The organism is Bacillota bacterium (assembly GCA_029961055.1).
Lineage (GTDB): Bacteria > Bacillota > Sulfobacillia > JAIMAT01 > JAIMAT01 > JAIMAT01.
Genome location: JASBVM010000023.1, coordinates 36576 through 61989, shown reverse-complemented (window position 1 = coordinate 61989; position 25414 = coordinate 36576). Strand labels below are relative to the sequence as shown.

General features: G+C 73.6%; 22 protein-coding genes. 4 read left to right on the top strand and 18 right to left on the bottom strand.

The features are described from left to right. Window positions 1-9 precede the first annotated feature (9 nt). Window positions 10-591, bottom strand: a complete 582-nt coding sequence (locus QJR14_06965) for a flavoprotein (GenBank protein ID MDI3317338.1) — start codon at window positions 589-591, stop codon at window positions 10-12. Next, window positions 588-1295 carry a phosphopantothenoylcysteine decarboxylase gene (locus QJR14_06960; protein MDI3317337.1) on the bottom strand — a complete coding sequence of 236 codons (708 nt, stop codon included), beginning with the start codon at window positions 1293-1295 and terminating at the stop codon, window positions 588-590. The genes QJR14_06965 and QJR14_06960 overlap by 4 nt, the downstream gene beginning before the upstream one ends. 126 nt (window positions 1296-1421) lie before the next feature. Here QJR14_06960 and lexA point away from each other — a divergent pair, with 126 nt between their 5' ends. Then, window positions 1422-2126, top strand: a complete 705-nt coding sequence (lexA, locus tag QJR14_06955) for a transcriptional repressor LexA (GenBank protein MDI3317336.1) — start codon at window positions 1422-1424, stop codon at window positions 2124-2126. Here the strand turns inward: lexA and QJR14_06950 are convergent. The 8 genes from QJR14_06950 to QJR14_06915 form a co-directional block, all read right to left on the bottom strand. Beyond that, window positions 2114-3274, bottom strand: a complete 1161-nt coding sequence (locus QJR14_06950) for an acyl-CoA dehydrogenase family protein (protein MDI3317335.1) — start codon at window positions 3272-3274, stop codon at window positions 2114-2116. The genes lexA and QJR14_06950 overlap by 13 nt on opposite strands. A 70-nt stretch (window positions 3275-3344) precedes the next feature. Further along, window positions 3345-5438, bottom strand: coding sequence for a heterodisulfide reductase-related iron-sulfur binding cluster (locus tag QJR14_06945; protein ID MDI3317334.1), 2094 nt, complete (start codon window positions 5436-5438; stop codon window positions 3345-3347). A gap of 42 nt (window positions 5439-5480) precedes the next feature. Further along, window positions 5481-6455 (bottom strand): electron transfer flavoprotein subunit alpha/FixB family protein, encoded by a 975-nt coding sequence (locus tag QJR14_06940; protein MDI3317333.1) that lies wholly within the window; start codon window positions 6453-6455, stop codon window positions 5481-5483. Between the two features lie 45 nt (window positions 6456-6500). Beyond that, window positions 6501-7292 (bottom strand): electron transfer flavoprotein subunit beta/FixA family protein, encoded by a 792-nt coding sequence (locus QJR14_06935; GenBank protein ID MDI3317332.1) that lies wholly within the window; start codon window positions 7290-7292, stop codon window positions 6501-6503. 194 nt (window positions 7293-7486) lie between these two features. Further along, entirely contained in the window at window positions 7487-8821 is a 1335-nt protein-coding gene (gene glnA / locus QJR14_06930; GenBank protein MDI3317331.1) for a type I glutamate--ammonia ligase, read from the bottom strand. Beyond that, the gene (locus QJR14_06925; protein MDI3317330.1) at window positions 8802-9278 is read right to left on the bottom strand and encodes a MerR family transcriptional regulator; all 477 of its coding nucleotides are present in this window, start codon (window positions 9276-9278) and stop codon (window positions 8802-8804) included. The genes glnA and QJR14_06925 overlap by 20 nt, the downstream gene beginning before the upstream one ends. A gap of 89 nt (window positions 9279-9367) precedes the next feature. Further along, window positions 9368-9979 carry a GTPase domain-containing protein gene (locus tag QJR14_06920; protein MDI3317329.1) on the bottom strand — a complete coding sequence of 204 codons (612 nt, stop codon included), beginning with the start codon at window positions 9977-9979 and terminating at the stop codon, window positions 9368-9370. Next, entirely contained in the window at window positions 9976-10977 is a 1002-nt protein-coding gene (locus QJR14_06915) for an AAA family ATPase (GenBank protein MDI3317328.1), read from the bottom strand. Before QJR14_06915 ends, QJR14_06920 begins: the two co-directional genes overlap by 4 nt. Before the next feature lie 185 nt (window positions 10978-11162). Here QJR14_06915 and QJR14_06910 point away from each other — a divergent pair, with 185 nt between their 5' ends. The 3 genes from QJR14_06910 to QJR14_06900 are packed head-to-tail and all read left to right on the top strand — an operon-like array spanning window position 11163 to window position 15149. Further along, complete coding sequence (locus tag QJR14_06910; protein ID MDI3317327.1) at window positions 11163-11954, top strand: ABC transporter ATP-binding protein; 792 nt, start codon at window positions 11163-11165, stop codon at window positions 11952-11954. Further along, a complete protein-coding gene (locus tag QJR14_06905; protein ID MDI3317326.1) occupies window positions 11951-13771 on the top strand; it encodes an efflux RND transporter periplasmic adaptor subunit in 1821 nt (606 codons plus the stop codon). The genes QJR14_06910 and QJR14_06905 overlap by 4 nt, the downstream gene beginning before the upstream one ends. Window positions 13772-13787: 16 nt before the next feature. Beyond that, complete coding sequence (locus QJR14_06900; GenBank protein ID MDI3317325.1) at window positions 13788-15149, top strand: ABC transporter permease; 1362 nt, start codon at window positions 13788-13790, stop codon at window positions 15147-15149. A 93-nt stretch (window positions 15150-15242) separates the two neighbouring features. On the opposite strand, the gene QJR14_06895 is transcribed toward QJR14_06900, so the two are convergent. From QJR14_06895 to miaB, 8 genes are all read right to left on the bottom strand, one after another. Further along, window positions 15243-15614, bottom strand: a complete 372-nt coding sequence (locus QJR14_06895) for a cupin domain-containing protein (GenBank protein ID MDI3317324.1) — start codon at window positions 15612-15614, stop codon at window positions 15243-15245. Window positions 15615-15631: 17 nt separating this feature from the next. Beyond that, window positions 15632-16738 (bottom strand): glycosyl transferase, encoded by a 1107-nt coding sequence (locus QJR14_06890; GenBank protein MDI3317323.1) that lies wholly within the window; start codon window positions 16736-16738, stop codon window positions 15632-15634. Next, window positions 16689-18005, bottom strand: coding sequence for a glycosyltransferase family 4 protein (locus QJR14_06885; GenBank protein ID MDI3317322.1), 1317 nt, complete (start codon window positions 18003-18005; stop codon window positions 16689-16691). Before QJR14_06885 ends, QJR14_06890 begins: the two co-directional genes overlap by 50 nt. Before the next feature lie 75 nt (window positions 18006-18080). After that, window positions 18081-19085: a tRNA (adenosine(37)-N6)-dimethylallyltransferase MiaA gene (gene miaA / locus QJR14_06880; protein MDI3317321.1), complete on the bottom strand. Its 1005-nt coding sequence runs from the start codon at window positions 19083-19085 to the stop codon at window positions 18081-18083. Beyond that, entirely contained in the window at window positions 19082-20857 is a 1776-nt protein-coding gene (mutL, locus tag QJR14_06875; protein ID MDI3317320.1) for a DNA mismatch repair endonuclease MutL, read from the bottom strand. Before mutL ends, miaA begins: the two co-directional genes overlap by 4 nt. After that, a complete protein-coding gene (mutS, locus tag QJR14_06870; protein ID MDI3317319.1) occupies window positions 20854-23514 on the bottom strand; it encodes a DNA mismatch repair protein MutS in 2661 nt (886 codons plus the stop codon). The genes mutL and mutS overlap by 4 nt, the downstream gene beginning before the upstream one ends. Next, the gene (locus tag QJR14_06865) at window positions 23511-23843 is read right to left on the bottom strand and encodes a hypothetical protein (GenBank protein ID MDI3317318.1); all 333 of its coding nucleotides are present in this window, start codon (window positions 23841-23843) and stop codon (window positions 23511-23513) included. Before QJR14_06865 ends, mutS begins: the two co-directional genes overlap by 4 nt. Continuing rightward, window positions 23840-25240, bottom strand: coding sequence for a tRNA (N6-isopentenyl adenosine(37)-C2)-methylthiotransferase MiaB (miaB, locus tag QJR14_06860; GenBank protein MDI3317317.1), 1401 nt, complete (start codon window positions 25238-25240; stop codon window positions 23840-23842). The genes QJR14_06865 and miaB overlap by 4 nt, the downstream gene beginning before the upstream one ends. Window positions 25241-25414: the final 174 nt, after the last annotated feature.

Genomic DNA, 25414 nt, shown 5'->3' with positions numbered 1-25414 from the left:
GCGCGGGGGTCAGGCGTCCAGGAGCCGCACCACTTCCTCCACGATCCGCCCGGGCTCGCTCATGCGGCCGATCCCGACCTGCTCCTCGGCGAGCCGGCCCACCTCCGGTCCCACGAAGCGGACGCCCACCTCGCGCAGGAGCGCCACGTTCCGCTGCGTGATGGGGTGGGTCCACATGCGGCTGTTCATGGCCGGCGCCACCAGCAGGGGCACCTCCGGAAAGGAGGCGAGGAGCACCGCCCCCAGCAGGTCGTCGGCCAGCCCCGCCGCCGCCTTGGCCAGGAAGTGGGCGGTCGCCGGCGCCACCAGCACCATCTCCGCCCAGTGCGCCAGCTCCAGGTGGATGAGCGACGGCTCCCGTGCGGGACCCAGCAGGCTCTCGTGGACCGGCCGGCCGGCCACCGTCTCCAGCGTCAGCGGCGTCACGAACTCCGTCGCCCCGCGGGTGAGGATCACCTCCACCTCGGCGCCCTCGGTGCGAAGCCGCCGGATCAGCTCCGGCACCTTGTACGCGGCGATGCCGCCCGTCACGCCCAGGAGGAGGCGCCGCCCGTCCAGCCGCGGGCGCGCCCCCTCGCCCCCCCCGCTCAACCCCGACCGCCTCCGGGACGCCCGCAGCTCTCCACCGGCTCCCGCCTGGGCGCCAGGCGGGCCTCGATCCGCTCCAGCAGGAGGGCGGCCAGTTCGGCGTTGGTCTCGCTCCGCCGCACCTCGCCCCCGTGCGGGTCGACCAGGTAGGTGACGTGGCGGTCGGCGCCGACCTGGCGGAGGCTGTTGGCCACCACCAGGTCGGCCCCGTGGCGGGCGGCCGCCTCCCGCGCCGCCCGCACCAGCTCCTCCGGCTCCTCCCCCGCCTCCAGCTTGAAGGCGACCAGGAAGATCCCCGGCGCCCAGCGGCGGATCTGCTCCACCACCTTGGGCGTGGGCACCAGGCGGACCCACCACTCGCCTCGCGACGAGACCTTCCCCTCCATGCTCCGGTCCGGGGCGAAGTCGAGCACGGCCATGGCGTGGACCAGCGCGTCGACGGGGCGCTCCGGATCGCGCAGGAGCCGCTCCAGCGCGGCGGCCAGGTCGCCCACCGTGCGGACGGCCACCCGCCGGAGCCACCCCTCCCCTCCCTGCGGCAAGGCGCTGCCCGGCCCGTGGACGAAGGTGACGTCCCAGCCCCGCGCCAGCGCCGCGCCCGCGACGGCCGCCGCCGTCCGTCCCGACGAGCGGTTGGACAGGAAGCGGACCTCGTCCAGGGGTGCCTCGGTGGGACCCCCGGTGACGATCAAGTGTGGCCGGCGCACGCTCAACCTCCTCGAACCCCGGGCGACCGGGCCCCGGGGCGAACGTCTGTTTGACCGCGTCCTTCCTCCATGCTAGCATGCAGCCGGCGCGCCCGCGCTGACGAGTGGCGCCAGGGGGGTGTCGCCTTGGACGCCGGCCGGCCGGCCACCTCCGCGCTGCGGCCGCGCGAGCGGCAGATTCTCGAGACCATCGACGCCTTCCTCCGGGAGCACGGCTACCCGCCCTCGGTCCGCGAGATCGGCGCCCGCGTCGGCCTCCGCTCCAGCTCCACCGTCCACGCCTACCTGCGGGAGCTGGCGCGCAAGGGCTACCTCCGCCAGGAAGGCTCGCGGCCGCGCGCCCTGGGCCTCGTGGGGCTCGCGGGGCTCCCCGCCACGGCGGGGGAGGCCGGCCGCGGCCTCCGCCGCATCCCCCTGCTGCCGAAGCCACCCGAACCGGCGGCCGCCGCCCCGCTCCCGCTCGCCTGGCTCGTCCTGCCCGCCGACGCCCCCGGCGGCCGCGCGGCCTACGCGCTCCGCGTCCAGGGGAGCGCCATGGAAGGCGCCGGCATCGGCGACGGCGACCTGGTCCTCTGCGGCCCCGCGGCGGAGGCCTCGCCCGGGCAGCTGGTGGTGGCGCTGGTGGGCGACGAGCCGGTGGTCCGGCGCCTTCTTCCCGAGGGGGACGCGGTCCGGCTCCAGGCTGCCAACCCCGGCGTCCAGCCGCTGGTCAGCCGCGAAGTCCGCCTCGTGGGGCGCGTCCTGGCCGTCCTCCACGGTCTCGCCGGCGCATCCGGCGGCGGCGCCCCCCATGCCCTGGGCGCGCCGCCGTCGCCCGCTCAGGAGAGGTAGCTGCGGGCGATCACGAGGCGCTGGATCTGGTTCGTCCCCTCGTAGATCTGGGTGATCTTGGCGTCCCGCATCATCCGCTCCACGGGGTAGTCGGCGATGTACCCGTAGCCGCCGAAGATCTGGACCGCGTCGGTGGTCACGCGCATGGCCACATCCGAGGCGTAGGTCTTGGCCATCGCCGAGTAGCGGTTGGCCATCCGCCAGTCGAGGCGCCCGTGGTCGGCCTCCTCCACCACCGTCGCCGCCTTGTAGGTGAGCGCGCGCGCCGACTCCACCGCGATGGCCATGTCGGCGATCATGAACTGGATCGCCTGGAAGTCGGCGATGGGGCGGCCGAACTGGCGGCGCTCCCGCGCGTAGGCGACCGCCTGGTCCAGGGCGCCCTGGGCGATGCCCAGGGCCTGGGCGGCGATACCGGGCCGGCTGTGGTCCAGGGTGGCCATGGCGATGCGGAAGCCCTGGCCCTCCTCCCCGATCCGGTTCTCCACCGGCACCTCCACCTCTTCGAAGAGGAGTTCCGCCGTGGGCGAGCCGTGGAGCCCCATCTTCCGCTCCAGCTTGGTCACGCTCAACCCCGGCGTCTCCCGGTCGACCAGGAAGCAGGTGATCCCCTTCGACCCCTTCTCGGGGTCGGTGCTGGCGAAGACGGTGAGCGAGTCGGCCACGTTCCCGTGCGTGATGAAGCGTTTGGTGCCGCTGAGGACGTAGCGGTCGCCGCGGCGGACGGCGCGCATGGAGAGGCGGGCGGCGTCAGAGCCCGCCTCCGGCTCGGTCAGGGCGAAGGCCATCAGCCGCTCGCCCGAGGCGATGGCCGGGAGCCAGGCCCGCTTCTGCTCCTCCGACGCCCCGACCAGCACAGGCAGCAGGCCCAGCTCGTGATCGGCCACGATCAGCGAGGCCGCGGCGCTCACCCGCGCCAGCTCCTCGATCACCAGGCAGACGGCGAGGAGGCCGGCGCCACCGCCGCCGTAGGCCGCCGGGATGCCGAGCCCCATCAGCTCCAGCTCGCCGAAGAGCCGCCTGAGGTCGTCCGGGAAGCGGTCCTCCAGGTCGATCTCGGCCGCCCGGGGCGCCACCCGCTCCTCGGCCACCCGGCGCGCCAGCTCCGCCAGCGCCCGCTCCTCCTCGGTCAGGTCGAAGGCACCCATCGCCACGTCCCATGCCCTCCCGTCCGTGCACGGGCACGGTCGCTCCGCCCGCCGCGCTCCGCGCCTCCGTTCAGTTCTTGGGTCGCGTCGCTTCCTCCAGGATCTCGGCCAGGTCGCGGACCTCGACGCTCCCGTCGCCGCCGGTCTCGCTCTTGATCCCGTCCTCCAGCATGGTCATGCAGAAGGGGCAGGCCGTGCAGACGCGCCGCGCACCGGTGGCCAGCGCCTGCCGCGCCCGCTCCCGGTTGACGCGCTGGGAGGGGTCCTCCTCCGCCCACATCCGGCCCCCGCCGGCGCCGCAGCAGAACGACTGGTTCCGGCTGCGCTCCATCTCCCGCACGCCGCCGCCCACCGCCGCGCCCAGCACCGCTCGTGGCGCCTCGTACTCGTCGTTGTAGCGGCCGAGGTAGCAGGGGTCGTGGTAGGTGGTCTCGAGGAGCGACGGCTCCGTCACCTCGAGCCGGCCCGCGTCCAGGAGCTCCTGGAGGAGCTGCGAGTGGTGGACCACCTCGTACCGGCCGCCGAAGCGCGGGTACTCGTTGCGCAGGACGTTGTAACAGTGGGCGCAGAGGGTGACGATCCTGCGGACGCCGTAACGGTTGAGCAGGTCGATGTTCTCCTGCGCCGTCATCTGGAAGAGGAACTCGTTCCCCATGCGCCGCGCCGGGTCGCCGGTGCAGCGCTCCTCGTCGCCCAGGACCGCGTAGCGGACACCCGCGCGGTCCAGGAGCGTCGCCAGCGCGCGGGCGATCTTCTGGTTCCGCTCGTCGAAGGCGGCGCTGCAGCCGACCCAGAAGAGGTAGTCCACCTGCCCGGCGCTGCCCAGCTCCGAGAGGAGCGGCACCTCCATCCCCTCCGCCCAGTCGAGGCGGGAGGCGGTGGAACCGCGGAACGGGTGGCCGCGCTCCTCCAGGCTGGTCAGCGCTTCCTGCATCGTGGCCGGGTAGTCCGCCATCTCCATCACCTGGAAGCGGCGCATCTGGACGATGGTGGGGACGTGCTCGATGAAGACCGGGCAGGCCTCCATGCACGCCCGGCAGGTGGTGCAGGCCCAGAGCGCCTCCGGGTCGATCACCGGCCCCACCAGGCGGGAGACGGGCTCACCCTCCCCGACCCCGGAGGCCGTCGCGGTGGCGCCGCCCGCCCCGCCCTCCCCGGCCGCCTGCCCGTTCCGCGCCGCCATGGCGACCAGCGAGGGGCCCTCGGCGTGCAGGTGGTCGCGCAGGTTCAGGATGACGTACTTGGGGTCGAGCGGCTTGCCGACGGCGTGCGCCGGGCAGACCGCCTCGCAGCGGCCGCACTCCGTGCAGGTGTCCAGGTCGAAGAGCTGCTTCCAGGTGAAGTCGGTCAGCTCCGCCGCGCCCAGGTGTTCCCCCGCCTCGGCCGCCGCCTCCACGTCCAGGGGCGGCAGCTCGCCCTTGGGCTCGAGCGAGCGGAAGTAGACGTTGAGCGGCGCCAGCAGGATGTGGAACAGCTTGCTGAACGGGATCAGGGCGAGGAAGGCGAAGGCGATCACCAGGTGGAACCACCAGAGCCCGCGGTGGAGGGCGGTCATGGCGCCCACGCTGAGGAAGCTTCCCAGGGCGCGGCCGAAGAGGTAGCCCACCGGCGACCAGGGCCCCCACGGGTCCCGCGTCACCTCGATGCGCAGCCCCTCGATCACGAAGCCCGTGAGGAGGATCACGGCGAAGAGCGCGAGGATCACCCAGTCCTGGACCGTCCGCGAGAGCCGCGGAAGGCGCTCCACGTACCGGCGCCAGGCGGCCACCACGGTGGCGATCAGGGCCAGCGCCCCGAAGACGTCGAGGCTGATCGACTGGAAGTAGAGGTAGAAGGGGCCCCGCATCACGGGCAGGCCCAGGTCGGCCTGGAGGAAGACCACCACCGTCCCCAGGAAGAGGACGACGAACCCCCAGGAGAGGAAGAGATGCATGGGACCCGAGAGGGCGTCGCGCAGAAGCCGGATCTGGAGGATCACCTGCCGGTTCATCTCCACCAGGCGCCGCCAGGGCTGGTCGACCCGGAGCTCCGGGCGCCCCAGCCGCCAGAGCCGGATCCGCTCGTAGACCCCCCAGGCCAGGACGGCCACCAGGACCGCCAGCAGCGCGTACATCCAGTTGTGCCCGACGATGTTCCAGTAGATCGGACGTGTCGCCTCGTTCACGGTACCGCCCCCTCCCGCTGGCTCCGCACCGGACGCCCGCCCTCAGGCGAGCCGGCGCCTCAGCTCCTCGATCAGCGGGGGAAGGAGCTTCTTGTAGTCCTCGGCCACCCCCAGCTCGGCCACCTTGAAGATGGGGGCGTTGGGGTCCTTGTTGATCGCGACCACATGGCGCGCCCCGCCGATGCCGGCCAGGTGCTGGCTCGCCCCCGAGATGCCGACGGCCAGGTAGAGGTCGGGCGCCACGATGTGGCCGGTCTGGCCGATCTGGTAGCTGGCCGGCACCCATCCCGCGTCCACCGCCGCCCGCGAGGCGCCGACGGCGGCGCCGATCACCCGCGCCAGCTCCTCCAGGAGCGCGAAGTTCTCCGGGCCGCCCAGGCCGCGGCCGCCCGAGACGATCCGCCGGGCTTCCTCCAGGCGGATGCCCTCCCCGCTCTCCTCGATCCGCTCGACCACGCGCGGCAGGCCGTCGGCCGCCGGCAGCTCCACCGCCACCTCCTGCACCGGCGCCGCTCCCTCCCCGCTCCCGGCCTGCGCCGGGGCGAAGGCGTGAAAGCGGGTGACCAGCACGGCAGGCCGCCCCTCCGTGCGGACGTGAGCGATCGCCTTGCCGCCGAAGACCGGCCGGACCGCCTCCAGCCGGCCGTCCTCGACGTGAAAGTCGGTGCACTCGGTGACGCTGCCGGTGCCGAGCCGGCGGCCCAGCCGCGGCCCCAGCTCGCGCCCGGCGGCATCGCCGGTGAAGAGGACGACGTCGGCGCCGGCCGCGCGGACCAGCCCCTCCGCCGCCGCCAGCCAGCGCTCGGGCTGGTACTCGCCCGCCGGGCCGGCCAGCCGGTAGACGGCCCGCACGCCATAGGGGGCCAGCTCCGGGCTCTGCCCGCCCGCGCTGACCACGGCCGCCTCCAGATCCGTGCCCAGCGCCCGGGCGGCCGCCTGGCCCGCGCCCAGCGCCTCCAGCGCCGCCTTGTCGAGGTCGGCGCCGTCGCGGAGAAGGAGAATGGATAGCACGCTCATCGCAGGGACCCTCGCTTCCTGGTCGGTGTCGGGAAGACCCTCGCCCTAGAGCACCTTGAGCGCGAGCAGGCGCTCGGCCAGCGCCCGCGCCTTGGACTCGGCGTCGTCGCCCTCGATCCACTCGCACTGGTGCTCCTCCACGGGCACGTAGAGCCGGGTCACCTCGGTGGCGGGCCGGACCGTCTCGGGCGAGAGGCCCAGGTCGGCCAGGCCGAGCCGGGTGACGCTCTTCGAGCGGGTGGCGAGGATGTCGCGCGCCTTGGGAATGCGGAGCTGGTTGGCTTCGTCGTTGGTCACCGTCAGGACCAGCGGCGGCGCCGCCTCCACCACCTCCAGCCCGCCGGGGCCCTCGTGGCGGAGGCGGAGCCTGCCGTCCGCCGCCTCGATGCGGGAGACCGAGGTGACGCATGGCCAGCCCAGGATCTCGGCGGCGATCAGGCCGGTCTGGCCCCGGTCCCAGTCGCCCGCCTGGCGGCCGACCAGGAGGAGGTCTCCGCCCAGCCGCTCGACGGCCCTGGCGAGCAGGAGCGCGGTCTGCTCGCTGTCGGGCTCGTCCAGGGGATCGGTATCGACGCGGACCGCCTCGTCCACGCGGAGCGAGAGCGCCTTCCGCAGCGCTTCCTCCGCGCTGGCGGGGCCGGCGCTGAGCGCGACCACGTGGGTCGAGGCGTCCCGGTCCTTCAACTGGAGCGCAAGCTCCAGCGCGTTCTCGTCGAAGGGGCTGATCACCAGCGAAGCCCTGCCCTGCACGGGCCGCCGGGCTTCCGTGTCGATGCGGAAGTCACGGGGCGGAATCTCGGGATCGAGGATGGTTTTGAGTCCTACGACCAGTCGCATGGGCAACCCCCCGTTCAGGAAGTCGGCCCGCCCCGGCACCCCTCTGCCCGCGGCCGGGCGCCGCGGCGGAAGGGACCGGAACGAAGGCGGCGGAGACTGAATGACGATTCAGTCTCCGCCGCCACTATTCTCGCTGGCTGCGACACTTCCCTGTCGCCAGGCGGTTCCCGGCTTCAACCAGCGAGGCGAGGAAGTCAGAAGGTGCGCAGATACTGCTCCACCTCCCAGGGGTGGACCTGGCTCCGGTAGGTCTCCCACTCGATCTCCTTCGCCTCGAGGTAGCGGTGGAAGACGTGCTCGCCCAGCGTCTCCCGCATCAGCGGGTCCTTCCTCAGCTCCTCCAGCGCCTCGCCCAGATTGCCCGGAAGCTCCCCCACGCCCAGCTCCTCCCGCTCCCGCGGGCTCATGGCGTAGAGGTTCCGGTTGACCGGCTCGGGCGGGACCAGGCCCTCCTCGACCCCCTCCAGGCCCGCCCGCAGACAGGCGGCCAGGACGAGGTAGGGGTTGCAGCTGGGGTCGGGCGAGCGGAGCTCGATCCGCGTGCTCAGCCCGCGCTTGGCCGGAATGCGGATCATCGGGCTCCGGTTGCGGTGGGACCAGGCGACGTAGGTGGGCGCCTCGTAGCCCGGGACCAGCCTCTTGTAGGAGTTGACCAGCGGGTTGGCCAGGGCGGTGATGGCCCGGGCGTGGCGCATGACGCCGGCGATGTAGTGGAGCGCCACCTCGGAGAGCCCGTCCGGGCGCCGCGGGTCGTAGAAGGCGTTCTCCTCCCCGCGGAAGAGCGACTGGTGGAGGTGCATGCCGGAGCCGTTGACGCCGAAGAGCGGCTTGGGCATGAAGGTGGCGTGGAGCCCGTGCGCCGCGGCCACCGTCCGCACCACGAAGCGGAAGGTGACGATGGCGTCGGCGGTGGTCAGCGCGTCGGCGTACTTGAAGTCGATCTCGTGCTGCCCCGGCGCCACCTCGTGGTGCGAGGCCTCGATCTCGAAGCCCATCTCCTGGAGGGTCACCACCATGTCGGCGCGCGCTTCCTCGCCCCGGTCGACGGGTGCGAGGTCGAAGTAGCCGGCCTGGTCCTGGGTCTGGGTGGTGGCGTTCCCCTCCCGGTCGGTCCCGAAGAGGAAGAACTCCGGCTCCGGCCCCACGTTCATCACGAACCCCTGCTCGGCCGCCCGCGCCATCGCCCGCCGCAGGACGCGGCGGGGATCGCCCTCGAAGGGGCTCCCGTCCGGGTTGGCGATGTCGCAGATCAGCCGGGCCGTCCGGGTCCCGTCGCGGTTCCGCCAGGGATAGACGACAAAGGTGTCCGGATCGGGCCGGAGCACCATGTCCGACTCCTCGATGCGGACGAAGCCCTCGATGGAGGAGCCGTCGAAGGCGAGCTCGCCGGCCAGCGCCTTCTCCAGCTGTGCCGCGGGGATGTCGACGTTCTTGATGACGCCCAGCACGTCGGTGAACTGGAGCCGGACGAACCGGACCTCCTGCTCCCGCACGGTGCGGAGGATCTCCTCAGGCGTCCTCCTGGCCATCCGTCCGCCTCCTGCCGCGCGCGCGGCGGCCGGGGCCGCCCGCACCGCGCCACGTCTCGCCCTGCTCCGGCTCCCCCGAGCCTTCCTCCCGCCGGCGGCTCTCCACCAGGCGCATCAGCTCGCCCGCCTCGCGGACCGGGTAGAGCGAGGTCAAGCCCCGCCGGAGGAAGCGTGCAGGCGTGGCGTAGCGGACCCCTTCGTCCGCCCCCTCGCGCTCCTCCGACAGGAGCTCGTGGACGATGCGCTGCAGGCTCCTGCCCTCGTCCAGCAGGCGCTTCACCTGGCGGAGGCGCTCCACCTGGGCCCGGGTGTAGAGCCGCTGGTGACCGGGGGTCCGTCTGGGCCGGATCAGGCCCTTGGTCTCGTAGTATCGGATCTGCCGGCTGGTGAGGCCGGTCAGCTTCTCCACGGTGCCGATGGAGAAAAGGGGCTCCTCGCCCCCCGGCTGCTGCTCCAACCTTCCCGCCTCCTCCCCGCACGCGGGGTCTCATGGCAGGAATCGCCGTCGCCGTGCCGTCGTTACAGTACCGGGCACCCGGACGCCTGTCAACGCACGCGCGCGCGGCCCAGCTGCTCCCTCAGCCAGGAGCGGATCTCCCGGACGCCCTCCCGCGTGGCAGCCGAGAAGGGGAAGACGGGCAGGCCGGACCAGCGCTCCCTCAGACGGGCGAGGCCCGTCGGTCCCCACGGGCGGTCGGTCCCGCTCACCACCGCCGCGTAGGCCGGCCGCCGAACCCCGATCCTCTGCAGCTCCTCGTCGATCGGGTGAAGCCAGCTCGCCTCCGGCTCCAGCCCCAGCCGGGGCCCGTCCAGGACGTGGAGGACCATCTCGGCGTCCTCCAGGAGGAGCAGTGTCTCCCCCAGCCGCCTCCGCTCCGCCACCGCCGCAGGAAGCCGTTCGGGAACAGAGGCGCCTTCGACCAGCAGGAGCCGCTCCACGCGCCCGCGCCCGAGCTCGAGCCGGTACCAGCGGCAGGCGACGCCGAGCGGGGGCGGCGGTCCGGGCCTCGTCCGTCGCTCCTGCGGGCGCCGCACCGGCCAGCCACGGCCCATGCCGTCGCCCGGCCCCGCCGGCGAAGCGGCCAGAAGACGGAAGAGCGCGCTCTTGCCCACACCCGGTCGGCCCACCAGGAGGGCCACCGGTCCCTCCCGGCTCAAGCCGGCAGGCCCCCCAGCAGGTCGTCGGCGGTGATCTCCATCAGCTCCTCCCGGCTCCGCCGGTCCTCGCGGATCACCCGGCTCGCCTGCCGCCGGATGGCCCGTTCCACCAGGTTCCGGATCAAACGCGCGTTCCCCTGGGCCACCGGTCGCGCCCACTCGGGGCGGCGGAGCCTCTGGCGCAGCTGTGCGAGGGCTTCCGGGGAGGGGCGGTACTCGCGTTCGTGGAACATCAGTTCGCAGATCGCCACCAGCTGGTCCACTTCGAAGTCGGGGAACTCGATCTGGATCGGGAAGCGCGAGCGGAGCCCCGGATTCTGGGCGAGGAACCACTCCATCTCCAGCTGGTAGCCGGCCAGGATGAGGACGAAGCGGCCCCGGTGGTCCTCCATGGCCTTGACCAGGACGTCGATGGCCTCCTTGCCGAAGTCCTTCTCGCCGCCCCGTGCCAGGGAGTAGGCCTCGTCGACGAAGAGGATGCCGCCCAGCGCGCGGCGCACCTGCTCCCTCGTCTTCTGGGCAGTGTGGCCGATGTACTCCCCCACCAGGTCGGCCCGCTCCACCTCCACCAGGTGGCCCCGCTCCAGCAGGCCCAGGGCCTGGTAGATCCGGGCCAGCAGCCGGGCGACGGTGGTCTTGCCGGTTCCGGGGTTGCCGCGGAAGACCGCGTGGAGCACCGTGGGCTCCGTCACCAGGCGCTGCGCCTGGCGGCGGCGCTGCACCTCGACGAAGTCGATCAGTTCGCGGACCAGCCGTTTGACCTCCTCCAGCCCGACCAGGCGGTCCAGCTCGGCCAGGGCCGCGTCCAGCTCCGCCCCTCCCTCCGCGGCGGGCGGTGCGGGAGCGCTCGGCGCCGCGGCGGCGCTCACCGCGGCAGGCCCGCCGCCCCCCTCCGGCGGGCCTGCGGGCAGGCGCCGGAGGCGGCGGAGCGCCTCCAGCGGCTCGATCTCGCCCCTCTCCAGCGCCTCCGCCACGGCGCGCCCGGCCTCGCTCGCCACCCCCGACCCGCCTCCTCGCGGATTCATCTCTATGCGGGCCCGACCCCGGCCGCACAGGCAGGGGAGCTCTCCCAGCGGAGGGAACCCTCGCCATCGATGGCACGTCTCTGGCAATGGAGGTCGGCCGGCCCGGCCCGCCCGGCCGGGCGGAGCCGCCCACTCCGTGGCCTCGGGGAGGGAGGACGATGGTCGTCGTCCGGCTGGCTGGGGTGGCGCGCAGCTACCGCAGCGGTCAGGTCCACGTCGACGCGCTGCGGGGTGTCGACTTGGCCGTGGAGAGCGGCGAGTTCGTCTCCATCATGGGCCCTTCGGGCTCCGGCAAGTCCACGCTCCTCAACCTGATCGGCTGCCTCGACCGGCCCACCTCGGGCAGCCGCGAGGTGGCGGGCCGCCTGACCGACCGCATGAGCGACGGGGCACTGGCCGATCTGCGCAACCGCTTCCTCGGCTTCGTCTTCCAGGATTTCCGGCTGATGCCCGACCTCGATGCCCTGGCCAACGTGGAGCTCCCGCTGGTCTACCGCGGTCTGCCGGCTCGCGAGCGCCACCGCCTGGCCATGGCGGCGCTGGAGGCGGTCGGTCTGGCCGCCCGGGCCCATCACCGCCCCTCCCAGCTCTCCGGCGGCGAGCAGCAGAGGGTGGCCATCGCCCGGGCGCTGGTCGGCCGGCCGGCACTGATCCTGGCCGACGAACCGACGGGCGCCCTCGACTCGCACTCCAGCCGCGTGATCATGGCCATCTTCCAGCGCGTCAACCGCGAGCAGGGACTGACCGTCGTCCAGGTGACCCACGACGAACGCGTGGCCCGGCATGCGAGCCGGCTCATCCGGCTGCTGGACGGCCGGGTGGTCAGCGACGAGCCCGTCGCAGACCGCCTCCTCGCCGACGAGACCGGGGAAGAGGCGCCCGCCGCGGGGGCGGCGGCTCTTCCCGCGGGGGCGGCCGCCCCCGGGACAGATGGGGGTGAAAGACCGTGATCCGCAGGGTGACAGCGACGCTGGCCGTACTGCTGGTCGTCCTGGGCGGCGGTTACCTCGCCTACCGCCGGCTCCTCCCTCCGCCGGCCAGGACGCCCCAGGCGCCGCTCTACGCCACCGCCACCGTCCGGCGGGGCGAGATCTCGGTGGGGGTGGATACGACCGGGCCGCTCAACCCCTCGGAGGGGAGCGGCCTGCAGGTGCCCTTCCCGCCGGGCCAGGGGGTCGGCCCCGGCCCGGGTTCGGCCTCGTATGTCCTGCAGGAGGTGCTGGTCCGCGAGGGTGACCCCGTGCGGGCCGGGCAGGTGGTGGCCCGCCTCGCGGCTCCAAGCCTGGATCAGCAGCTCCAGCAAGACCGCCAGGCCGTCCAGCAGGCGCGCTCCGACCTGGCCCAGCTGGCGGGGGTGACGCCGGAGCAGGTCGACCGCATCGACCCGGCGCGGGGCATCACCGTCACGGCCCCCGTCGACGGCCGCGTGACCGGCCTCGGCGTCGGCGTGGGCAGCGAGGTGAAGCAGGGGCAGCTGCTCGCCCAGGTGGTGGACGAGTCCCGCTTCGTGGTGGTCGCCCGGCTCGCGCCCGGCGAGCTGGCCGGCGTCCGGAAGGGGGAGACCGCCTACCTCCGCTTCGACGAGTTCGACGGCCTGGTCCCGGCCCGGGTGACGCAGATCAACCCCAACCTGATCCCGATGCCGCTCTCCGAGCTGAACGGCTGCAGTCCCGAAGCGGCGCCGGTCGCCGGCGGCGGCCAGGCGACGGGTCCGTCGCAGTTCGTCTACTGGGTCACCCTGGAGGGGGAGAATCCCGGTCTCCTCCGCCCGGGCATGCAGGCCCAGGTGGGCTTCGACCGCAGCAACCCGCGCCGGCCTGCGAGCTCCGGCTCGGAGGAGCCTTCCTCGCTCAGCTGGCTGCGCTACTGCCAGCAGATCAAGAGTTACGGGCAGAGCGAGCCGCTGACCAGCCCCGCGGCCGCCTCGGTCACCCAGCTCTTCGTCCAGGACATGCAGCCGGTGCACCGCGGCGACCCGATCCTGACGCTGGCGGGGAGCGAGTTCCAGGCCGCCGTGGAGGAGAAGCTCCAGGCTCTCCGCGACGCCGAGCGGAAACTGGCCCAGGACGAGGCCCAGGCGAGCCAGCTGGAGGTGCGAGCGCCCATGGACGGCGTCGTGGTCGGCATGCCCCCCCTCCAGCCCGGCGCCCTCCTGCAGCCGGGGCAGTACCTCGGCCAGGTGCTGAACACCTCCCGCATGCAGGTCTTCGCCCAGGTCAGCGACGTCGACGTCGTCAAGGTGCGCCAGGGGTCGCCGGTCCAGGTGACGGTGGACGCGCTGCCCGGCCGGGTGCTGCGCGGCACGGTGACCAACGTCTCCATGATGGGCAAGGACCAGAGCGGCATCACCCAGTTCCAGGTGGTCATCCAGGTGGCCGGCGTCCCGGAGCTGCGACCGGGCATGCAGGCCAGGGCGCACATCGACGCCGGCAGCGCCAAGGATGCCCTGCTGGTGCCCGTCGAGGCCATTTTCGAGGAAGGCGGACAGTCGAAGGTGGAGGTGCTGCAGGAGAACGGGACCACCCGCACGGTCGTCGTCCGGCTGGGGCTGGTGAGCGACCGGTACGCCCAGGTGCTCTCCGGCCTGCGTGAAGGCGACCGCGTGATCACCGGAAGCTCGGCCGACCTCCTGCCCAGCCAGCATCTGACCTCGCCCGGGCTTCTGCCGGGCGCCCCGGGCTCTTCCGGTCCGGGTGGCTCCGGCGGGCAGGGCGGGTCCCCGGGCGGTTCCGGTGGCCCGGGGACCGGCCCGGGCGCGGGCGACTAGGGGGGACGGCACTGTGATGGCGCGTACGGCAGGGCGCCTGAGGGGTTGGGGGGTACGGCTGGCGTTCGCCCTCCAGATGGCCTGGCACGGGGTGCTGGCCTGGCCCCTCCGCTCGCTTCTCACCGTGCTCGGCGTCGGCATCGGGGTCGCCTCGGTGATCAGCCTGATGGCCATCGGCGAGGGTGCGCGGCAGGCGGTGGTCCGGCAGTTCGAACGGCTGGGCAGCAACGTCGTCGTGGTCAGGGCCGAGAACCCCAACGTCCACCTCGACCCGGCCGAGGCGGCCTCCCTGCTGGAGCGCGTCCCCTCCCTGGAGGCCGCGACGCCCATCCTGCGCAAGTCCCTGCCGGTCCGCTGGCGCTGGACGCGGGGGAGCCTCCCCGTCCTCGGCGCCTCCGCCGACTACGCACGGGTGCGCGGTCTGGAACTGGTCTCCGGCCGCTTCTTCACCGGCTTCCATGTCAGCCGGCGGGTGCACGTGGCGGTGATCGGCTACCAGCTGGCCCGGGGCCTGCTCAACGGTCGGGACCCGGTGGGCCGCAGCCTCACCGTGGGCGGCCAGGAGTTCCGCATCATGGGCGTCTTCGCGCCCCGGCCCGGCGACCCGCAGGACGTGGACCGGAGCGTCGTCATCCCGTACACCCTGGCCGAAGACCTGATGGAGCGGACGGACGCGGACGAGATCTGGGCGAAGGCCCGCTCGCCGGAGGAAGCGCAGCTCGCCGTCGCCCAGCTCGGGCGGATCTTCCGCCGCCAGCTCGGCCTCGACCAGTCGGCGCCCACCCCCGCCCCCGGCGGGTCCCCGGCGACGTCCGAACCGGGCGGCCCGGCCGGCTCCGCCCCGGCTCCCGTCAAGCCCGGGCCCGTCGCCCCTCCCCCGGGGCCGCCGGCCCGGCCCGGCCCGGCGCAGCCCGGCCTCGCGCTTCCTTCCGGGCAGGAGCTCCTGAGCATCACCGACATGAACCAGATGGTGCAGGAAGCCGACCGCGCCAACCGGGTGATGACCCTGCTCCTGGGCGGCATGGCGGCCGTCTCGCTCCTGGTGGGCGGGCTGGGCATCATGAACATCATGCTCGTGGCGGTGACCGAGCGGACCGGCGAGATCGGTCTCCGCCGCGCGCTGGGCGCCAAGCAGGGCGACCTGGTGGCCCAGTTCCTCCTGGAGGCGCTCCTCCTCAGCGGCACCGGCGCCTTGGCGGGGGTGGCGGCAGGGATCTGGGGGAGCCAGCTCTTCACCCGCTACGGCCTGGAGGCGGCGGTCACCGCGCAGGCGGTCCAGGTGGCCGTCTCCGTGGCCTTGGGCTGCGGCCTGGTCTTCGGCATCTACCCCGCTCTCTCCGCCGCCAGCCTGGAACCCGTGGAGGCACTCCGGCGCTGAGGGGGGCGCGACGGGCGCCTGATCCCGCGAGGGGCCGGGGGCGTGGCCCCCGGCCCCTCCACCCCGTCCATCCTCCCGCGCACGGAGTTCGCCTCAGTCGCTGGTGCCCGCGCGCCCATACGCGTCCTCCAGCCGGACCACGTCCTCCACCTCGGGCGAGGAGACCTCGAAGAAGCGGGTGTCCCGGGTGGCGATCACCCGGTGCCGGGTGAGCGGCGGGATGGTCACGTGGAGCCCGGGTCGGATCGGGATCTCCCGGTCGCCCAGGAGCAGCGTGCCGCTTCCTTCCACGAAGTACATGCTCTCCATCTTGCGCTCGTGGTACTGGAGGCTGAGCGAGCCTCCCGCCTTCACCTCGATGATCTTTCCCACATAGCGGTCGGTCTGCGCCCACCAGATCTCGCGCCCCCACGGCTTCTCCACCGTCCTGGCAGGGGTGTCGACGAGGGGCTTCGTCTCGCTCACGCTCATCCGCCTCCAACTCAGGCTCCGGTCGCGCCCAGGCTGCTGGCGCCCCGGCTCCAGGCATTCCGCCCGGCCGCCCGCACCGCCACCGCGTTCCGCGCCCTCTCGAACCCGTAGAAGGCGAGGAGCCAGGCGAGGGTGGACTCGGCGCCCTGGTTGGCGTTGAGGCCTTCCCGGCCGAGGCCGTCGTGACAACCGCCGCTGACCGGGTCGACCAGGGGGAGGCCCAGCAGGTTCCGGCCGCCGAACCAGCCGAGCGCCGACTCCGCCCGCTCCAGGTCGGAGCGGCTGTCCAGGGCGGCGGCCGCCTCGACGTGGGCCAGCACCATCCAGGCCGGATCGATGGGCTGCTGGTCGAAGCGGGCCTTCTCGCCGCCGCGGGCGTACCAGCCCTGGTTGCCCACGGGGACCAGGACCTGCTCCTCCCACGAGAGGTCGTCCAGCCAGCGGAGCATCCGCTCGCCGGCGGCGACGGCCTCACTCCAGCCCCACGTCCGCCCCGCCGCCAGCAGCGCCGCGGGCGGCGCTCCGTTGGCGTAGGTGAGCCGGTCCTCCACCCACTCCCAGCCCGGGCGCCTGGCGTCATGGTACCTCTCCAGGAGGAGGCCCGTCAGGGCTTCGCCCGCTTCCTCGAGGCGGCGGGCGAGGGGCTCCGCCAGCTCGCCGGACGCCGCGCGGGCGAGGCCCAGGAGCGCGAAAGCGGCCGAACGGATGTACCGAGGCCTGGGGGCCGCCTCCAGCCAGCGCCGAAGCCGGGGCAGCGCGGCCTCCGCCCAACCCCTCTCCCGCGCCGCGATCACCTCGCCCAGCGCCCAGACCGCCTGGCCGGTGGCGTCCTCGCTCCGCCCCCCCGCGACCGGGCGCCGGTCGTAGGTGAACTCGTTGTGGAAGGTGCCGTCCTCCTCTTGGGCCCAGCCGAGGAAGGCCATGTACCGCTCGACCAGCATGGCCGCCTCGCGTTCTCCCCGCTGGAAGGCCCAGAGCGCGGCGATCAGCGCCCGGGCGTTGTCGTCGGTGGTGTACCCCGTCTTCCGGTCCGGGATGCTGCCGGTGGCATGCTGGATGATCCCGGTGTCATCGGTCATCCGCCAGAGATGGTCCAGCGTGGGAGGCTGCAGCTTCACGGCGGGCGATCCCCCCTTTGGCACCCAAGACCACCGCCCGGCTGCCGGCGAGGGTGACCACGGGCCCGCCCCTCCTCCCCCGGCGCGAGCCGGGCTCCTTCACCTCCTCGAGCAGCCCCAGGTACTCCTCCGCCACCCGCGGCCAGGCCATGGAACGTCCGACCAGGCGGGCGCGCCGCTCCATGCCGCGGCGGAGCCTGGGCGAGCCGAGGACCGCCCGGACCGCCTCCGCGATGGCTTCCGCGTCCCGGAAGGGCACCAGCAGGCCGCGGCCGTCGGCCAGGAGCTCCTGCGCGTAGGCGTACGGCGTGGAGATGACCGCCTTGCCCAGCCCCACCGCGTAGGCCAGCGTCCCGCTGGAGATCTGCTCCGGCGAGAGATAGGGCGTGATGTAGATGTCCGACGCGACCAGGTACTCCACGAGGCTCTGGTCGTCCAGGTAGGTGTCGACGAAGCGGACGTGCTCCTCCACGCCGAGCTGCCGGGCGCGGAGCTTCAGCATCTCACGGTACGACTCACCCGATTGGCGGAGGATCCCCGGGTGCGTCTGTCCGAGGACCAGGTAGAGAAGGTCCGGAAACTCCTGCACCAGGATGGGCAGGGCGTCGATCACGTACTCGATCCCCTTCCCGGGGTTGATCAACCCCAGGGTGCAGAGGACGGTGGCGCCCTCCAGGCCCAGCCGGCGCCTCAGCTCGTGGCGCGAGACGGGCACCCCGTCCGGCGCGCCGTGGGGGATGTGGACGAGGCGCGAGGGGTCCAGGCGGTAGACGTCCACCAGGATCTCCTGGGCCCTTTGCGCCAGGACCACCACCCGCCGGGCCCGCTCCGCCAGCCGGCGGATGATCGCCCGCTGGCGTGCGGTGGGATGGCGGAGGACCGTGTGCAACGTCACCACCCACGGGATCTCCAGCGCGTCGGTCAGCTCGAGAAGATCGCTCCCGTCCGTGCCGCCGAAGATGCCGTACTCGTGCTCGACCACCACCGCCCCCGCCCCGGAGCGGTTCAGCATGCGCGCGGTCTCCCGGTAGGCCGGGCGGTCCTCGCGGTCCAGGACCGCCACCACCTCGTCCGGGTAGAGTCGGGCGTCGACACCGTCGCTCACCGCCACCACGGCCGGCGGCTCGACGGAGAGTCCGGCCATGGTCTCCACCAGGTGCTGCGTGAAGGTGGCGATCCCGCAGCGTTGGGGAGGATAGGTGCTCAGGAAGACGGTCCTGCCTCGCAGCAGCGACCCGTCCATGGTTGCCGTCGCTTTGCCGATCATGCGACCACCCCTTGCCCTGCGCTCCGGGCGCCTGCGGCGCCCGCCCCTCACCGCAGCCAAGGAGCGCGTTGAAACTTAGTATGCCGGCCTCTCCTCCGGCATACCCGCGGATCTGGCAAAGGCTGACTCCACCCAGCCTTCCACCTCGCCGGGCGTCGCATAGGAGAGGTTGAACCAGGTCGCTCCGGGAAGCCGGTTGCGGAACCAGGCCATCTGCCGTTTGGCGAAACGCCGCGTGTCGCGGTCGAGCCGGTCCAGCGCGCCTTCCAGGGACAGGCCGTCCAGCAGATGCGCCGCGAGTTGGCGGTAGCCGAGCGCCTGCATCGAGGCGGCGGAGCGCGGGACACCTCGGGCGAGGAGGCCGGCCACTTCCTCGAGCAGGCCGTCTGCCATCTCCCTGGCGATCCGCTTCCGGATCCGTTCCACCAGCTCGGCGCGATTCCGGCAGAGCCCGACGATCACCGTCCGTCCGAGCAGCCGCCTCAGCTCCGCCGGATCGGGAAGTGCGGGACGCTCCCCTTCGCCCCGCTGCTCCCACCCACCGGGCTCCTCGTTCAGGATGGCCCGTTCCAGCGCGCGCAGAAGCCTGCGCGGGTTCCGACGGTCGATGGTCGCGTAGGTCGCGGGGTCACGTGCGGCCAGCTCGCGGAGCAGCGGCTCCGGGCCTTCTTCTTGAAGCCGTACCAGCAACTGCTGCCGCAGACGGGGTGAGGTCGGCGCGAAGCGATAACCGCGGAGGAGGGCTTCTACATAGAGACCGGTTCCCCCGGCCACCACCGGCAGCCTCCGGGAGCGGCGGCACTCCGCGAGTGCATCCCGCGCCGCACGTAACCAGTTCGCGACACTGAATTCCGCAACCGGTTCTGCCAGATCAATACCATAATGCGGGATGCGGCGCCGCTGGTCAAGCCGGGGCTTGTCGGTGCCCACGTCCATGCCGCGATAGACCTGGGCCGAGTCGGCCGTCAGCACCGCCCCGTGGAAACGCTCGGCCAGGCGGAGCGCCAACTCGCTCTTGCCGACCGCCGTCGGCCCGACCAGCACCAGGCTGACCCACTCCCCGGGCGCCTGTCCGCTCACCGGCGGAGAAACCTCCGGGCCAGCTCCGCCTGGTCGATCTCCAGGGCCGTCGGCCGGCCGTGAGGGCAGGTCCAGGGCGCCCGGCAGGATGCCCAGCGCTCCAGCAGCGCCTCCCGCGCAGGCGGCTCCAGGGGGTCGCCCGCCCGCACGGCGGCGTGACAGGCGACCCGCGCCCGCCAGGCGCGAAGCCTCTCCTCCCAGGCGCCACCCGGCGCCTCGTCGTCCAGGAGGTCGGCGAAGAGCCCTTCCGGGGAGCGGAGCCCGGCCGGGATGGCGCGGAGCCAGAGGCTGGAGGGGCCTCCTTCCTCGGCGCGGAAGCCCAGCGCCTCCAGGAGCGGTCGCCGCTCCTCCCAGGCCTCCCGCCTCCGGCGGTCCACCGGCACCGGGAGCGGCGCCAGGAGCGGCTGCACCCCCTCGCCGGGCGCGCGCCCTTCCAGCTGCTCGAACCAGTACCGCTCGTCCGCCGCGTGCTGGTCGACCAGCCAGAGCCGCTGCCGACCGCCGGTCTCCTCCAGGCAGACCAGGTAGGTGGCGTGGATCTGCGCCAGGGGCCGGAGCCGCGGGAGCGGCCGGGAGGCGGCCGGCGCCGCCTCGCCCGCCGGACCCGCGCCGCCCGACGCCACCCCCGCCTCCGGCCGCCCCCCCGGCTCGAGGTCCGTCGCGGCCGGGGGCGCGCCGTCCGCGGGCGCGTAGATCTGCCGCCACCCGTCACCGGCCGCCACCCCCCGGTCCCGGACGCGCCCCGCCCCGGCCCAGGCGGTCGGTGCCCCACCCGCCTGCGTCGGCGCCAGCGCCCGGCGGACCGCGGCGTAGACGGAGCCCTGGACCGCCCTCTCGTGGAGGAAGCGGACCACCCGCTTGGTGGGGTGGACGTTGACGTCCACCTCCGCCGCGGGCAGCTCCAGCGACAGGAAGAGGATCGGGTAGCGGTGCAGGGGGAGCAGGTTCCGGTAGGCTTCCTCCGCGGCCATGCGCAGCGCCACATTCTCCACCGGCCGGCCGTTGACGGCCAGCCGCTCCAGCGCCCGCGAGCCCCGCCCAAGCCCGGCCGGGCCGACCAGGCCCGAGATGCGCAAGGGCGCCGGGGTGGCCTCCTCCGCCCGGACCTCCAGCAGCGGGGCCGCCACCTCCTCGCCCCAGATGGCCGCCACCGCGTGCCGCAGCCGTCCGTCGCCGGGGGTGGCCAGGATCATGCGGCCCCCGTGGACCAGTTCGAAGGCCACCTCGGGGTGGGCCAGGGCGTGCGAGGCGACCACCTCCTCGCAGGCCTGCAGCTCGGCCCGGGCCGAGCGCAGGTGGGCCCGCCGCGCCGGCACGTTCCGGAAGAGCTGGCGCACGTCGACGCGGGTGCCCGGTGCCATGGCCAGCGGCTCCAGCTCCGCCGGGTGATCGGGATCGATCCGGAGGCGGCAGCCCACCTCCGCCTCGGGCGTCCGGCTGTGGATCTCCAGCCGGGCGACAGCCGCGATGCTCGCCAGCGCCTCGCCCCGAAAGCCCAGCGTCCGCAGCCGTTCCAGGTCCTCGAAGCGCTCCAGCTTGGAGGTGGCGTACCGCTCCACCGCCAGCGGCAGCTCTTCGGCGGCGATCCCCGAGCCGTCGTCGACCACGCGGATGGCGCCGCGACCGCCGTCCTCCAGCTCCACCCGCACGCGCCGCGCTCCCGCGTCCAGGGCGTTCTCCACCAGCTCCTTGACCACGGAGGCCGGCCGCTCCACCACCTCGCCGGCAGCGATCCGCTCGGTGACGGCGCGCGGCAACCTGCGGATACTCAACCCGCGTCGCTCCCCCGCAGGAGCGCCTGCCAGGCCGCCAGGCGCTCCAGCGCCTCCAGCGGCGTGGTCCGCTCCACATCCACCTGCCGGAGCTCCTCCAGCACCTGGAGCATCTCGGGCGGTGGCACCAGCGTCATCTGCTCCGCCTCCGGCGAGCGCTCCACCCGGCTCCGAGCCGCCCTCCGCGCCTGCTCCCGCTCCAGCCGCTCCAGGATCTTCTGCGCCCGGCGCAGCACCTCCGCGGGAATCCCCGCCAGCCGGGCGACCTCGATGCCATAGCTCCGGCTGGCCGCCCCGGGGCGGACGCGCCGCAGGAAGAGGATCCGCCCCCCTTCCTCCTCCACCGCCATGGTCAGGTTGACCAGCGCCGGCAGCTTCGCCTCCAGCCCGGTCAGCTCGTGGTAGTGGGTGGCGAAGAGGGTGCGGGCGCCCACCCGGTCGTGCAGGTACTCGGTGACCGCCCAGGCGAGGCTCAGCCCGTCGAAGGTGCTGGTGCCGCGGCCGACCTCGTCCAGGATGACCAGGCTGCGCGGGGTCGCCCGGCGCAGGATGTGCGCCACCTCCCCCATCTCCACCATGAACGTGGACTTCCCCGCCGCCAGGTCGTCGGCGGAGCCGATGCGCGTGAAGATCCGGTCGACCACGCCGATGCGGGCCGACTCGGCGGGCAGGAAGCTCCCCACCTGCGCGGCCAGCACCAGCACCGCGACCTGCCGGGCGTAGGTCGACTTCCCCGCCATGTTGGGTCCCGTGATCAGGAGGATGCGGCGCTCCGGGCCCAGCACGGTGTCGTTGGGCACGAACTCGCCCGGGCCGAGCATCCGCTCGACCACGGGGTGACGCCCCTGGACGATCTCGATCCGGTCGCCCCCGTCCACCTCCGGCCGGACCCAGCCGCGCTCCGCCGCCACCTGGGCCAGTCCCTGGAGCGCGTCCAGCCGGCCCAGCGCGCGCGCCGAGGCGCGCAGGCGCCGGAGCTCCCGGCCGACGCGGGCGCGGAGGTCGGCGAAGAGCTCCGCCTCGCGCCGGGAGAGCGCCTCGCGGGCGCTCTCCACCCGCGCCTCCAGCTCGCTCAGCTCGCGGGTGACGTACCGCTCGGCGTTGGCGAGCGTCTGCTTGCGGGTGTAGTCGGGCGGCACCTGGCCGCGCTGGGAGCGGGAGACCTCGAGGTAGTAGCCGAAGACGCGGTTGTAGCCGACGCGGAGGCTGCGGATCCCGGTCCGCTCCCGCTCGCGCCGCTCGATGGCGCGGATCGCCTCCTCGCTGTCGCCGCTGAGCGCGCGCAGGCGGTCCACTTCCTGGTCGTAGCCGGGGCGGATCACGTCGCCCTCGCCCAGGACGGCGGGAGGCTCGTCCACCAGAGCGCGGCGGATCTCTTCGGCGAGGCCGGGCGGCGGCTCCAGGTCGGCCGATAGCTCCTGGAGGAGCTCCGGCAGCTCCAGCCCGGAGAGGAGCTGGCGGACGGCCTGGGCGGCCTCCATCGTCTGGGCGATCTCCAGCAGCTCGCGCGGCCCCGCCAGGCCGAGGACGGCGCGGGTGGCCAGGCGCTCCACGTCGCGGGCGCCGCCCAGGAGCTTCCGCAACCGGCTGCGTTCGAGCGCCTCCCGGACCAGGGTCTCCACCGCGTCCAGCCGGCGGAGGACGGGCTCGGCGCGGTTGAGGGGGCGCTCGATCCAGCGCCGGAGCGTCCGCAACCCCAGGGCGCTGACCGTCCCGTCCAGGGCCTCCAGGAGCGTCCCCTGGCGCCCGCCCTCCGGCCCGCGCTGGGTCAGCTCCAGGTTCCGGCGCGTGGCCGGGTCGAGGAGCATCGCCTCGCCCGGCTCGAGCAGGCGGATCTCCGTCAGCTGTCCGACGCCGCCCGGCTGGGACTCCTCCAGGTAGGCGAGGAGCGCCCCGGCGGCCGCCGTCGCCTGCGGCCGCGGCTCCAGCCCGAAGACATCCAAGGAAGCCAGCTCGAAGTGCTCCTTCAGCCTCCCGGCCGCCCGGGAGGGGTCGAAGTCGCCGGCGGGGCGCCGGGTGAGGCGGAAGCCCCGCTCCCGGACCGCTTCCTCCAGCGGCTTGGGGAGGCCCTCGGGCAGGAGCACCTCGGCGGGCTGGAGGCGGTCCAGCTCCTCCAGCCAGCCTTCCTCGCCCGCCTCCCACTCGCCCGCCCGGAACTCGCCGGTGGAGGCGTCGGCGTAGGCGAGACCCAGCGACCGGCGCCCGGGCGCCACCACCGCCAGGAAGTTGTTCCGGCCGGCATCGAGGAGCCCCGGTTCGAGGAGCGTCCCGGCGCTGATCACCTGGATCACCTGGCGCTGGACCAGGCCCTTCGCCAGGCGCGGGTCCTCCATCTGCTCGCAGAGCGCCACCCGGTAGCCCCTCTCCACCAGCCGCCGGATGTAGCCCTCCGCCGCGTGGTGGGGGACGCCGCACATGGGGACGCGGTGGCCCTTCTGCAGCTCGCGCCCGGTCAGCACCAGGTCGAGCTCGCGGGCGGCGATCTCCGCATCCTCGAAGAAGAGCTCGAAGAAGTCGCCCAGGCGGAAGAAGAGCAACGCATCCGGGTGCTCGGCCTTGATGCGGAGGTACTGGTCGAGGAGGGGCGGCGTTCCTGCGCTCCGGCCCGGGCCGCGCTGCCCCCGGGCGGCCAGGCCGTCGGGGGAGGCGGCGCTCATGCCTCCGCCTGTGCGGCCGGCGTCGCCGCCGTCGCTCCCGCCACCGCCCGCGCCGCCCCTGCCGCCACCCCTCCCCGGGCCAGGGAGCAGGCGGAGCACCCCGCCGGTCCCAGCGGCCCGCCGGTCAGAACGGCGGAGAGGACATTCAGGATGGCGGTGGTGGTCGCCTCCACCCTCCGGCGCGCCTCCTGGTAACGGCGGAGCGCCTGGGCGTCGCCTTCGCCCCGCTCGACCAGCTCCGCCTCGGCCGCCCGGAGCTCGGCCACCTCCTCGCTCTCCTCCAGCTCCCTGGCCAGCTCCCGGGCGCGGACGAGAAGGCTCGCCCTCATCGCCGGCCACCTGCCCGCGCGGTCGCGGCCGCCACGACCAGGCCGGGCGCGGGCTCGGCGCCGGCCGGCCGCCCGATCGCCTCCGCCTCCAGCGTCCAGGTGTGGGCACGGGTGATGCGGACGCGGGCCCACTCGCCGGCCCGCACCTGCCCGCCCGGCACCAGGACCAGCTTGTTACCCCGGGTGCGGGCGCTGAAGACCGAGGGATCCTTCTTGCTGGGCCCCTCGACCAGGACGTCGAACTCGCGGCCGACCAGCGTCTCGTTCTTCTCCCGGGCGATGGCGTAGACCACGTCGTTCAGCCGCTCCAGCCGGCGGTGCTTCTCCTCCTCCGTGGTCGGGTCGCCGGCCAGCCAGCGGGTGGCCACCGTGCCGGCGCGCGGCGAGTAGACGAAGGTGAAGGCGTTGTCGTAGCGGACCCGGCGGACCAGGTCCAGGGTCGCCTCGAAATCCGCTTCGGTCTCCCCCGGGAAGCCGACGATGATGTCGGTGGTCAGCGTCGCCTCCGGAATCCGCGCGCGGATCCGGTCGACGGTCTCCAGGTACTGCGCGACCGTATACTTGCGGTTCATCCGGCGCAGGACCGCGTCGGAGCCGGACTGGACCGGCAGGTGGATGTGCTCGCAGATGTGCTCGCTCTCCGCCAGGGTCTCGATCAGCTTGGGCGTGAAGTCCCGCGGGTGCGAGGTCATGTACCGGACCCAGCCGATGCCGGGCACGCGGTCGATCTCGCGCAGGAGGTCGGCGAAGTCGTACGGCTCGGGCAGGTCGTGGCCGTAGGAGTTGACGTTCTGGCCGAGCAGGGTGATCTCCTTGTAGCCCGCGTCCACCAGCCCGCGCACCTCGGCCAGGATCTCCTCCGGACGCCGGCTCCGCTCGCGGCCGCGGGTGGTGGGGACGATGCAGTACGTGCAGTACTTGTCGCAGCCGTAGATGATGTTGACCCAGGCCCGGACCCGGCTGGCCCGGCGGGAAGGAAGGTGCTCCTGGACGCCCTCGGCGTACTGCCAGACGTCCACCACCATCTCGTCGCTCCGGCGCGCCCGCTCGATCAGCTCCGGCAGGCGGTGCAGGTTGTGCGTGCCGAAGACCAGGTCGACGAAGGGCGCCTGCCGCCGGATCCGCTCTACCGCCTCCGGCACCTGCGCCATGCATCCGGCCACGCCCAGGATCATCTCGGGCCTGGCCGCCTTGAGCGGCTTGAGCCGGCCGATCTCGCCCAGCTGCTTCTGGTCGGCGTTGTCGCGGACGGTGCACGTGTTGAGGAGGACGACGTCCGCCTCCTCCGGCCCCTCCGCCGCCTCGTAGCCCATGGCCTCGAGCTGACCCGCGAGCACCTCGCTGTCGCGCTCGTTCATCTGGCAGCCCCACGTGCGGATGTAATACTTGCCCACCATGCGCCCAGACCCCCTGATCTGCCGGCATTATACCCGCGCGCCCGGGGGCCGTCCGCCCGGGGACCGTCCCACCGCCGGCCGGATCCCCGCTCGGGCTGCATCGCAGCGGGGATTGTGCGAGCCCCATGCCTCTGCTACCGTATGTCCGTACGTGACGGCCCTTGCGCGAAATTC